Raw genomic sequence first — 11,390 nt, forward strand, 5'->3', positions numbered from 1 at the left:
CGCGCCGGCAGCGCCGCGCCGCCGACCAGCAGCAGGCGCTCGCCCTGCAGGCGGTACAGCGCGCCCACTTCTGCATTCAGTCGCGCACACAGGGTGCGCAGGGCTTCGTCTGCCAGCACCCGCGGGTCCGGGTCGCCGCGCAGGCTGACCGTCACCGCGTTCTCGCCTTCCTGCAACCACAGCGCGTCGGCCGCGATACGCCGCGACTGGATCGCCTTCATCACCGTCACCGCCATCAGCAGGAAGCAGATCCCGCCGATGGTGCGGTTTACGAACGAGAACGCCGAGTTCGTACTGGCCGGCGCGATGTGGTAACCGATCATCAACAGGATCGTCGATCCCACCGCGACCAGGAACGGTACCTCGACGCGGCGCTGGAACAGGGTCACCCCCACCGCCATGAAATAGGTCAACCACACCGCGTAGCCCAGCGGCACCACGAACTCCAGGCCCATCGTCAGGGCCATCAACCCGGCCGATGCCAGCCAGATCCAACGATCGCGTGCGGTGGGCGCAGAATTCATGGGGTGTCCCGATACAAAAGATTTCTGATGTTACCTGAACACGTTAAAGGGGTGTTATGCGTCAATAGGTAGCCACTTTCGGCTTTTTCTTGACAATTTATTCACATTTGAACGTTCAAGGCACCGCGTGTCGCATGGCCCGTGGCGATCTGCGATTGGGAAGTGCCTTTCGGCCTACCGCCTGTCGCCCGCAATCGCGTACAGTTGAGTACTGACCCCCACCTGCCACCCGCGCACCGGTTCGCCTGCGGTGGTAATCCATTGGGTCATCATCTGTCTTTGAGGAAGTCGAGCATGTCCGAGCCCCTTCGCGTCCTGATGGTTGAAGACCAGAACGATCTGCGTGAGCTGATGGGCCAGGCCTTGCAGGACTTCGGCATCGAGATCCACACCGCCGTGGATGGCCCGGAGGCGCTGCAGATGATCGAGCAGCACGGCGACTTCGACGTGGTGTTCAGTGACATCAGCATGCCCAACGGCATGACCGGCGTGCAGCTGAGCGAACATGTCGCCCGTGCACTGCCCAACGCGCGGATGATTCTGTCGTCCGGTTATGCCCGCTCGCAGCTGGATGAGCCGCTGCCGGACCACGTGGAATTCCTGCCCAAGCCGTACCGGCTCAATCAGCTGATCAAGCTGCTCAAGGCTCCCGCCACCGCACCGTGACCGTTACCGGCGTGAACGCTTCATGTCACGCCGCAACAATTCACATCGGCTTGCAGCGCCGGTTGGATAGTGAACCTGTCTTCCGTATGACAGGGCACACGGAATGCTCGACAGAACACAGGAACTGGAACGGATCGCGCTGATTGAAGCGTTGAATGTGCTCGACCCGGCGCTCGGCCGGGCGCTGGACCCGATCACCGAACTGGCTGCATTTACCTTCGGCGTCCCCATCGCGCTGATCTCCATCGTGGACAGCGATGCGCAGCACTCCATTTCCCGCGTAGGACTGGAGTCGCTGGTGCGGGTGGAGCGCCAATGGTCCATCTGCGCCTGCGCGATCGAGTCGCACGCGGTGCTGCAGGTGTCCGACCTCAGCCAGGACCCGCGCTTCAACAACAACCCGGCGGTCACCGGACCGGAGCATCTGCGCTTCTACGCCGGTGCCCCTCTCGTGACCCGCAGCGGAATCGCGCTGGGTGCGCTGTGCCTGATCGACCGCCAGCCCCGTGTGCTGGACGAGGACGAGATCCGCCAGTTGCAGACCCTCGCACGGCTGGTGGTCAACCAGATGGAACTGCGGATGTCGCTGGGCCGGCGCGATGCAGTGAGCGGCCTGCCCAACCGCCAGCAGTTCCAGTCTGACCTGGGCGTGCTGGGCCGGCAGGACGGCGGCCACCACTACACCGGCGTGCTGCTGGACGTGTTCGACCTGCAGAGCACCACCGATGCCGGCCAGGTGCTGGGCCTCAAGCCGGTGGAGTCGCTGCTGCGGCAGGCCTCGCTGCGGGTGCAGGACATGATCGGCGAGTTCGCCCAGGTCTACCACGTGGCCGCCACCCGCTTTGGGTTCGTGTTGCGCGACCAGTCCCGCGAACAGGTGGAAGCCCTGCTGGACCGGTTGCGGGAGCGCATGCGTCGCCCGTTGATGGTGGGCAGCATTCCGATGTCGCCGCAGTTCCATGCCGGCGTCTGCGCATTCCGGCCCGAACCAGACCAGACCGCCGACCTGCTGCGCAAGTGCCTGGTTGCCATGCACCATGCGCTGCAGACCGACGCCTGTGTGTGCTGGTACTCCAAGGACCGCGACGAATATCTGCGGCGGCGTTACCGCTTGGCCTCCGATGCCGGGCGCGGCCTGAGCCAGGACCAGTTCACCCTGGTCTACCAGCCGCGCTTCGACCTGACCAGCGGCGTGCCGGTATCGGCCGAGGCGCTGCTGCGCTGGACGCATCCGTCGCTGGGGCCGGTCAGCCCCGCGGAGTTCATTCCGGTGCTCGAATGCACCGCGCTGATGCCCACCCTGAGCCGTTGGGTGGCGGAGCAGGCGGTGCAGCAGGCGGCGCGCTGGCAGAACGTGCTGCCCGGTTTTGCGGTGTCGCTGAATCTCTCGCCGCGCGACTTCGATGACGAGCAGCTGTGGCAGCGCATGGCCGAGCGCCTGCAGATGTACGGCCTGCCCGCTTCATTGATCGAAATTGAAATCACCGAAGGACAGTGGCTGCACAGCCACCCCGCTGCCCTGCCCCAGCTGAGAGCCATGGCTGCCGCCGGCGTTCGCGTGGCGATTGATGACTTCGGCAGCGGCTACAGCAACTTCGGATACCTGGCGGAGGTGCCGATCAGCCACATCAAGATCGACCGCAGCCTGATCACGGGGCTGGCCGAATCGCGTACCGCGCGCCTGAAAGTGGATGCGATCATCCGGCTGGCCGAGCAGCTCGGTTACCGCACCGTCGCCGAAGGCGTGGAAGACGAAGCCGAGCTGGAGCTGCTGCGCGCCTGGGGCTGCGATGAAGCACAGGGCTTCCACCTGGCCCGGCCGATGCGGGCGGAGGCGGTCACCCAGCTTGTGCTGGCCTGCCGCGCGGGCCCGCTCGCCGACGCGTAAAATGCGGCGCATGACTGATCTCGCCCCGCTCCCCACCCTGCCCACCGGGCATTACCGCCACTTCAAGGGCGGCAACTACCGCGTGCTCGGCGTGGTACGCCACAGCGAAACGCTGGAACCGCTTGTGCTGTATCGACCGCTGGACAAGGACAGTGGCGACTGGGTCCGCCCGTACGCGATGTTCTGCGCGCAGATCGAGCATGAAGGGGTGATGCGGCCGCGATTCGCATTGATCACGGCCGATTGAGGCCACCTTAGGGCGCGGCGCTCTGGCCCACCACCGCCGTGCTGTTGACCACGAACGGGTCACGACCGGCGTCGGCATAGCCGCTGCACGCGGCATCGCCCGGTGCGACTGGATCGCAGGCCCACATGCCACGCGGCACCGTATCGCGCGGTTCGAAGCGCTCGCCCGTCCACACCAGGAAGCCCAGGTGCAGGCGTCCCCACTCACCGTAGGTGCGCGGCTCGGACTTGCCTTCGGTGGACACATCGGCATACCAGCGCAGCGCCGGCCCATACTGCAGCTTGCCCGGATCCAGCTGCACGCCGGTGCCTTCCACGCCATAGCGCTTCTTGTCGGCATCGGACAGCAGCGGCTGCGCCGGCATCACCTGCGCGGTGATGTCCTGCGGCGCGGCCCCCGCCGTGACCTGGTACACCCGCTGCTCAACCAGCGCCTCGCGGCAATTGCCGGTGGACAGGCGCATGGTCTTGCCGACGTTCGCGTCCGGGTAACGGCCATCCACACAGGTAAACGGACCGGAGACCAGATACACCGTGGTCGAGGCATCGGCCCCTTCGAACGAACGCACCCACAGACCGTTCTGCACGGCGATGAAGTCGGGCCGCACGCCATAGCCCGGAACGGCCTTGAACCACGCCTTCTGGCTCAGCTGGCGCTCGCGCGCCGCGCGCGGCAGCAACAACTGCTGTTCGGGGATGGCCTTCAATGCATTGGCCAGATGAGCCGGCATGACGCCCTGGCAGGCACCCACCAGCAGGTTTTCCTGATTGGCCAGACGCGCAGCCAGATCATTCGGACAGCGTGCGCCGAGCTGGCGCTCGATGGCGTTGTCCTGGTTGGCCAGCACCGGTACCACCAGCGGACGGGGCGCCGGGGGCGCAACAGTTGCTGCGACCTCGGTCGGAGCCGGTTCTGCAGCGGGCGCCGCCGGTGCTTCAACCGGGGCGACAGCATCTACTGCAGCAGGCGCTTCCGCTGCCGGCGCAGCGTCGCTGGCGGCGGCAGGCACCGCAGGCTGGGCAACGACCTCCGATACGGGGGCAGGTGCATCCGCCGCGTCCTGGGCGTGCGCGTTGACCAGCGCAAACGGCAGCATCAGCAGCAGCGAGGTGGAACGACAGGCACGCACGTGCCGGGAGTGAAGCGATGCTTTACGCATGTATTCGTCCTTGAAGCTGGAGTTGAGTGAGTGGGACCACTGCGACGCAAATCGACACTCGGGTAGACGGATGCCGGAGGCGGCAACCGTACACCTGCGTCGAGGCGACATCCGCTGACATTCCAAGCCCCCTTGAATGTCCATTCCGTCCACGGCCGGGCCCCCGACGCGGACACCCTACACCAATCGTGAAATCCGTGTCGCGGCAAAGTGAAGAAACTTTGAAGAAGATCACATCTTCGACCGTAAAATCCTGTTAACCGTGCCACTGGCACGAACCGCCCTCTGCATAGCTGCACCGCAGCAACATGCCATCCGGGCTCATGCATCCCGCTTGTTCGCGAGTCCCAACCGCCCTGGCTCATGCGCCGCACCCGGCAGCGCGGCCCGTTGAGCCGGTCCAGACAGCACAAGTTGCGCAGGAGCACTCTGCTCACTCACCTGCGGTGACGCGCTCACCAGACCGGGCGCAGACGCAGTTGGCGCATTTTGCGGCGCGGGTTGTGCCCCACCAACCTGGGAATGCGCAATGAAGCTGCCCAAGGTGCCTTGGAAGAACATCGCGGCCATCGGCGGAGCGCTGACGATCAGGACCGTAAGAATGAGTCCCAACCCGCCCTGCTGCATGGCTTGACTGCTGTAGCTGGTTCCCCCGTCGCCCCCCAGAAGAAGCCCGGTCACCAGCGTGTCGACCCAGAACGCTTTGGACACCGCAATGACGATGCCCAATGCATAGCCAACCATGACCGAAAGCACGGCCATGGAGAACATGGTGCCGATTCCGTACAACAGCCACTTCTGGAACAACGCCTTTGTCTGGTCGAACAGCAGGCACAGAATGAACAACGGCCCCAGGCCGATGAAGAGTGATATCGCAATCTGGTACAGCAACAACATGGCACCGGCGGTAATCGCCGGCCCGCCCGTTCCAAGGCCGATCAGGAACTTCGCCTGCGCCTTCTCGCCTTCCAATGCTGGATCGTTGATGACGGTTATGGCGTCCATGCTGGCAAGGGCTACCTGCATCTGCCACAGGACAGCATCTATCTGTTTCGCCGGCAATTCGTGCTGGCCCGTGACCAGTGTGGAAATGACGCCCTGCACGTTCGTGGTCAGAAGCACGACCAGGCTTTTCCCGAACAACGACATGGTCGACGCCATGCTGACAATCAATGCCTTCCATGCCACATCGCTCACCGTCAGCAGGACTGAATCGCGACTGCGCCCGGTCATGATGCGATACCCCTGCATCACCACCCATAGCGTCAACAAGACTACGCCCATGAAGCCGACCCACTTCATGAACCTACCCAACACTTCACCACCAAAGTTCGAAACCTTCTTCTCGAGTGCATCCAGAATCAAACTGAAGAAAGCGAAATCCCCGAGGGTGAGCCCTCCCTCCGCCAGCCACATGCTCATTCCTGCACCCACTTTTCCAGCGCCTCTTTCAGTGCGACGGTCTTCACCACGTCGGTCACGGCGCGCGCCTGCGAATCGCCCTTGAACGCAGCTCTGGCAATGACGTTCTGGCGTGTCTGCATGGCGGCAATAAAGGCGTCGTAGGCCTGCATTCTTGTCGACCACTCCTGGGCCAGGACCTGCAACTGGTTACCCAGCCGTGCCGAATCACTCTGTGTCGCCTGCACGCTTCCCGACGTGTTGTTGTCCGAGTTCCGGGATTCCAGGTTCTGACGTTCCGCTTCCCTCGCCTGCTGGATGGTCTTCTCCAGGAACTCCAGCGAGTCGTTGTACTTGCGGTTCTGGGCCATCTGGATGCTCACACAGATGTTCCGCTGCTCCTTCTGCACGTCATCCGTTCTGCCGATATTCAACGCTGCGAAACCCTGCTGCAGGAGTGAAGAACCACTGCCCCTCCCACACACCTTTTCCACGAGGTAGTCGTCCGCCACGGGCTCCATGCGCATACCCTCGGGAAGTGCCATCTCGAACTCAAGTGCGCTGAAGATGGACTGCATCTCCTTCATCTGCTCTTCCGTCTGACCCCAACGCTTGGCCTCCTCTGTGTACGCCTTCGCATCCATGATGTACTGGAAAATCTTCTGCATGAGCGCGGGCGGATCGGAAACCACCATCTGGGCCTGCGCAGACGGGGCACTTACGACGATGCCTGTCGCGATCAGCAACGGGCGCAGTCGCGTACGCAGGATCTTCCTGATTCTGCTCAGGATGTGGTTGATATCTGGTCGAGAAGGCCCTCTGGGTCGCTGGCGCATGTCGTGCCCCTGTAGTGTGGTGGCGCGGACAATGCATCAGCAGGTGGGGCCAGAGAAGATCACTATTGCCCTTCCTGGGATCAGAAATAACCTACCCTCGCCGCCCCGCGCTCACAAACGTAGATGCCGCAAGGACCCCAGCCGTTTCAGCTTCGCATCGGGAACGCATTACTTCAGCGCGCCTCCGTGCAGCAAGACCGATGACGACGACGCTTTCGACTCAACTTGCGAGACGCTGGCATCGAGACCCGTCAACAGTTGTAGGAAAACCCCTATACGCGAGCTACCTGTTCCCCGCTATCGTATGCAGCCAGCGTCCCCGGTCGAGCCGGGGCTGGTCATTCAACGGGGACAACACATGAAGCACACCGCACCTTGCCCACGCCGGGCGCGCTGGGCCCTGCTGGCCATTCTGGCCACCGGTACCGCCTTCGCCCAGACCCCGCCAGGGTTGCCGCCGCCGGGCACCATGAGCTCACAGATGCCCGAGGGCATGGAGATCTACATGAGCATGGCGGTCAGCGACACCGACCAGCAGCTCAGCCAGAACATGGGGGCCAGCGCCGCCGAGGCCAAGATCCGCTCGCTGCAGGAGTGCAAGGCCAAGTACAAGAACTGCGTGGAGCTGGTCACCTTCCCGGTTCGCAACCACTGCATGGGTCTGGCGGTGGACAAGAAAGCCAAGCCCAATGTCCGTGCCCTGTTCGTCAACGTGGAAGAAACCGGCAAAACCAAGCCGGGCGACCTGGCCCGGAAGTCACTGGACCAGTGCAAGGCCGCCGGCGGTGCCCAGTGCGAGTCGCAAAGTGACTACTGTTTCTAAGGCCGTCCGTATCGGACTTGCGGGTGCGCTGCTGGCCCTGGTGCCGGCATTGGCGTACGGGAACCAGGCGCAGGTGCAGAGGCAGATCGATTACCAGAATCAGGTGAACTACATCGTCTGGCATCAGAGCCCGGTCGCGGCAGCGTATGTCCCCACCGCCGAAGACCAGATCAATGCGGCGCTCCGGGCAGCCATGCTGGCAAGGAAGCGTGAGAAGATCGCCAAGGACGCTACCCGCGACTGGTGGGGCGTGGTGGTGGTCAGCACCGAGGACGGCTCCTGGAACGTCAAGCTCAACGCCGAGGACAAGACCATCCCGATGATGGACGCCATGGACGAGTGCAAGGGCGTCTGCTCGCCGATCCTCACCTTCGCCAACAGCTGCGTTGCGCCGTCCTACAGTGAGCAGGGCGGCATGTACTGGGATCAGGGCGAAACCCGTGGCAAGGCCCGCGAGGCGGCAAACGCCGCGTGCACCGCAGCAGGGGGCAGCAACTGCAACAGCCCGAAAGAACAGGCCATGTGCACGGGCTGGAAGTATGCATACAGCGGCCTTGAGCGCTTTTCCAACCGCATGAATCACACCGCCAAGGGTGATATTGCCTCGGCCAAGTTCGAGTACTTCCCAGGTGCCCAGGACTACATTGCCAAGCCCTTGGAACGTCGCGGCACCTCAACGGCCAAGATCGATCTTGACAAGAAATACCACGGCTCTGATGACGAGGGAAAGCAAAGACTGGAGCAACGCGCGCAAGGCGTCATGCGCATGGCCGAGCCCTGGACCGCCATTGCCGCCGGCAGCGGGCCGAAGGCCTATGCCATTCATTGGGGCCTGAACCAGACCGACGCCACCGACACCGCGATCAGCAAGTGCGGCGGCGGTGACTGCAAGGTGTTGGTTGCGGTGCCCTACGGTCAGTGCATGACAGCCATCCGGCTGCACAAGGCCGACGGGCGCGTGGACAGCTTCGGCGGCAAAGGTGCCACCCAGGCCGAAGCGGAAGAAATCGCGATGACCCAATGCATCAGCTCGGGCGCGGCGACCTGCCCCATCGTCTTCAATGAGTGCATGAAGAAGAAGTAATGCGCGGCGTACAGATGCTGCTACAGCAGCATCTGTACGCATTGTGGCGCAACCGTCAACTGATGCCACGTGCCATGCTGCGAACCTGCTCCTGGTCCAGATCCTGCTGCGCCAGCTGGACACTCGCCTGACTCTCGATCTGACGGGCACTCTGCTCAAGCGGCGTATGCATCGCCGCAACGGTTGGCACCGATGCGCGCAGATGCGCTGGATCAGACAGGCTTCCCTGAACAGCAAACGCCATGGATGCGTCCTTGCTCAGCAGGACGTGATCGATTTGCTTGCCACCCAGCTCATGCATGCGGCAAGCCAAGGCACCAGCCAACTGTTCGCTCTCCAGATTTGGCGTTCGTCCTGCGCAACGGTCAAGTTCATGGACGCCACTCAGTGCGCGAATGAACAACGGATAGCCAATATGACCGGGGCCCAGCAACGGCGACACTGAGTCGGGCGGCAGGGGTGCAGGCTGTTCACGTGCCTTTTCTTCGCGGCGGGCCGGCTCACCGGCAGGAAGCGGATCGCGAAGCTCGTCAATCAACTGCTTGGCCAGACCTATGCCACTCGTCACACTCAACGGAACGATTTGGCGGACGTGCTTGACTTCATCACGGTACTTCTGGATCAGCTCTCGGTTCGCGTCAGCCAGATCGCGATGGCTTGTGTATTCGAGGACCGAGTCTGGGCCAGTGAAGTTCATCAGCTTGTGTGACTCAAGCGACATACCGGCGGTCATAGCTACGCGTTGCACCGGTAGAGCAGAAATGCTTCCCAGCGAGAACCCCTCGCGATAGCCATTCACCGTAAGAATCTCGATCTCACTTTCCTTGGCATACACCCGCACCTCACCGTAGTGAGGCGATGCCGCACTGACCGGATCATTGGCCATGACGTGATTGATGACGGAGCTGCCCCCCACCGGGATGCGACGAGACAGGCTGGCAGCGCCGTAGGCGTTGAAGGTCTCGCCTTTCAGATCAAAATGGTGGGCCGTGACCTGGGCCAATGCGCCGCCGAGCGAATGTCCGGTGACGATGACGTCAGAAGGCGTTCCCTTATTGATACTCATGCGTTGAGCGACCTCAATTGCTCGAGCAGTAAGTCGAATTGCTTCAGGGGCTTGACTATTTACTCGCAAAGCAACCATTGCACCGTCGGCACCGACGTCCTGCACGACGCCCTCTGTTCCCCTGTGAGCAACAAACACCTGCCCTGTATCCTGGCGTTGATAGCTCGTACCCTGGTAGCCCGTTACGCTGTTGTTGACGTGCTCGATGATTCGATATTCGCGCCCGAAGATGCGGTAAGTCTCCACCTCATTATCTCTGCGAATGCCGGGCTTCAGATCAAGGTAGACGTGATCGGAAAGGTGGGCCAACTCCGATGAATCGCGCTTCATTCTTTCTCTCCATTAGACCTGATCGACGCACTGAACGTCGCTTGTCGGAAGGCTGGGACATACCGGTTGACGTCAGACTCTCCAAACGCAGGATATGCAGGGACGCGCTCTACCTTGGGATAGTCCCTATCAAGATAAAACTTCTCCACTGTATCGCCGGCGATGAGCGACTCCCGGTTCATCAATGTGTCAAACCGTGTCTCGTCGGCAGCGCCGGTTGCACGGAAGACCACTGCCACGGCTGCCAGCCCCCACCTGCATTCTGCCCGGCCGTAATAGTTGCCGTCCTTCAGAAGATCCTGAAACACAGTGCCTTTGTATTCCACGTCTGAGATCTTCACCAAAGGAACCTCCATCGAGGTGGTCATCCCCGTGGGAGTACCGGTGGCGGGCTGCACATAGCCGCACTCGCCAGAGTTGATCACGTCGTACTGTGCACGCCCGACAACTTTCTCAAACGGGCCCGGCGCATCGCGGACGGTCCATCTGAAGTCAATTCCCTGCTTGGGCGACTCATTTTCTTTTACCTGTTGCTGCCAGCGGGCACCAGGACTGACGGACCCTATCCCACAGCCCGGCATGAGCAACAGCATCAACAATCCCATCGCGGGGATACACCGACCATCACGTGTCGTCATGTCGCCCACCATCCCGCTTTGCCGAAGCGCGGCCAATCGCCGCCGATGGCGTATCATGCCGACCGTCGCCCAACGGCACCATAGGACAATTCCTACGCCCTCTAAAGACACACGGCCCAGCCGGTAGAGGAAGGCGCTCGCGCCCGTTGCAGGCATAGTTCAACCCTGAAAAGGCCTCTTAGGCGCTCTGGCTGGCGGTGCCACCGGACGCAGTGCATTCCTTGACCGCATCTGCTCCGGCGTGGCCCTTCGGATACCCGTTATTCCAGAACAAGCCACCCTGCTCGCTGCAAGCCGGAGCAAGGCAGGTGTTGGCGAACTTCAGCACCGGCTCGCACGTTCCTGAGCGCTCCTGCATCGCATCGACTTTCCGACAGTGGACTACCGCCTGCCTGCTTCCTTGTCCTAAATATTCGGCACCAGGCACCTATGTCAAAAGGTTTCATCTCCGACTGCGATGACTCATTGATTTGCAGCCTTGTACTCCGACATGCTGCAAGCTGAGTAGAACAAAGCGCATTTGCCACCTCCGTTCTGCTTACTACATTCCGCCAAAGCTTGCGCCCGAACCGTTTCCAAGCCCAGCGCTCGTGAAGTAGTGGATACACCGCCGATCAGGTCACCTGTACTCGACACTGGGTCTGCAAGCGCTGCGGCCAGTACCGCCATCGAGAACATCGTGCCGATCCCGTAGAACAGCCAGCGCTTGAACAGATCCTTGGTCTGGT

The 11,390-nt window shown here is 62.2% G+C and carries 11 protein-coding genes and 2 pseudogenes; 5 read left to right on the plus strand and 8 right to left on the minus strand.

Annotated features, from left to right (window positions below; all coding sequences use genetic code 11):
* A pseudogene (locus tag EGJ34_RS17395) lies at positions 1-524 on the minus strand (histidine kinase); the annotation flags it as partial.
* Between the two features lie 294 nt (positions 525-818).
* Here EGJ34_RS17395 and EGJ34_RS17400 point away from each other — a divergent pair.
* The 3 genes from EGJ34_RS17400 to EGJ34_RS17410 all read left to right on the plus strand — a co-directional run bounded on the left by EGJ34_RS17400 (position 819) and on the right by EGJ34_RS17410 (position 3,325).
* The gene (locus EGJ34_RS17400; RefSeq protein ID WP_125361737.1) at positions 819-1,190 is read left to right on the plus strand and encodes a response regulator; all 372 of its coding nucleotides are present in this window, start codon (positions 819-821) and stop codon (positions 1,188-1,190) included.
* A 103-nt stretch (positions 1,191-1,293) separates the two neighbouring features.
* Positions 1,294-3,078 (plus strand): EAL domain-containing protein, encoded by a 1,785-nt coding sequence (locus EGJ34_RS17405; RefSeq protein ID WP_125361738.1) that lies wholly within the window; start codon positions 1,294-1,296, stop codon positions 3,076-3,078.
* 10 nt (positions 3,079-3,088) lie between these two features.
* The gene (locus EGJ34_RS17410) at positions 3,089-3,325 is read left to right on the plus strand and encodes a DUF1653 domain-containing protein (protein ID WP_125361739.1); all 237 of its coding nucleotides are present in this window, start codon (positions 3,089-3,091) and stop codon (positions 3,323-3,325) included.
* Positions 3,326-3,332: 7 nt separating this feature from the next.
* On the opposite strand, the gene EGJ34_RS17415 is transcribed toward EGJ34_RS17410, so the two are convergent.
* From EGJ34_RS17415 to EGJ34_RS17425, 3 genes are all read right to left on the minus strand, one after another.
* The gene (locus EGJ34_RS17415; RefSeq protein WP_260477043.1) at positions 3,333-4,484 is read right to left on the minus strand and encodes a hypothetical protein; all 1,152 of its coding nucleotides are present in this window, start codon (positions 4,482-4,484) and stop codon (positions 3,333-3,335) included.
* Between the two features lie 321 nt (positions 4,485-4,805).
* Positions 4,806-5,906 (minus strand): type IV secretion system protein, encoded by a 1,101-nt coding sequence (locus tag EGJ34_RS17420; protein ID WP_125361740.1) that lies wholly within the window; start codon positions 5,904-5,906, stop codon positions 4,806-4,808.
* Positions 5,903-6,721, minus strand: a complete 819-nt coding sequence (locus EGJ34_RS17425; protein WP_185750222.1) for a hypothetical protein — start codon at positions 6,719-6,721, stop codon at positions 5,903-5,905. Before EGJ34_RS17425 ends, EGJ34_RS17420 begins: the two co-directional genes overlap by 4 nt.
* A 358-nt stretch (positions 6,722-7,079) precedes the next feature.
* On the opposite strand from EGJ34_RS17425, the gene EGJ34_RS22320 reads away from it, so the two are divergent.
* Both EGJ34_RS22320 and EGJ34_RS17435 read left to right on the plus strand, forming a co-directional pair.
* The gene (locus EGJ34_RS22320; protein WP_185750223.1) at positions 7,080-7,544 is read left to right on the plus strand and encodes a DUF4189 domain-containing protein; all 465 of its coding nucleotides are present in this window, start codon (positions 7,080-7,082) and stop codon (positions 7,542-7,544) included.
* Positions 7,528-8,628, plus strand: a complete 1,101-nt coding sequence (locus tag EGJ34_RS17435; RefSeq protein ID WP_125361743.1) for a DUF4189 domain-containing protein — start codon at positions 7,528-7,530, stop codon at positions 8,626-8,628. The genes EGJ34_RS22320 and EGJ34_RS17435 overlap by 17 nt, the downstream gene beginning before the upstream one ends.
* 55 nt (positions 8,629-8,683) lie before the next feature.
* Here the strand turns inward: EGJ34_RS17435 and EGJ34_RS17440 are convergent, their stop codons facing one another.
* The 4 genes and pseudogenes from EGJ34_RS17440 to EGJ34_RS17455 all read right to left on the minus strand — a co-directional run.
* Positions 8,684-10,024, minus strand: coding sequence for an XVIPCD domain-containing protein (locus EGJ34_RS17440; protein ID WP_125361744.1), 1,341 nt, complete (start codon positions 10,022-10,024; stop codon positions 8,684-8,686).
* Complete coding sequence (locus EGJ34_RS17445; RefSeq protein ID WP_125361745.1) at positions 10,021-10,662, minus strand: hypothetical protein; 642 nt, start codon at positions 10,660-10,662, stop codon at positions 10,021-10,023. Before EGJ34_RS17445 ends, EGJ34_RS17440 begins: the two co-directional genes overlap by 4 nt.
* A gap of 178 nt (positions 10,663-10,840) precedes the next feature.
* Complete coding sequence (locus EGJ34_RS22325) at positions 10,841-10,990, minus strand: hypothetical protein (RefSeq protein WP_185750224.1); 150 nt, start codon at positions 10,988-10,990, stop codon at positions 10,841-10,843.
* A 134-nt stretch (positions 10,991-11,124) separates the two neighbouring features.
* Positions 11,125-11,390, minus strand: a pseudogene (locus EGJ34_RS17455) (hypothetical protein); the annotation flags it as partial.

Source organism: Stenotrophomonas sp. 278, from assembly GCF_003935715.1.
Taxonomy (GTDB): Bacteria; Pseudomonadota; Gammaproteobacteria; order Xanthomonadales; family Xanthomonadaceae; genus Stenotrophomonas; species Stenotrophomonas maltophilia_AH.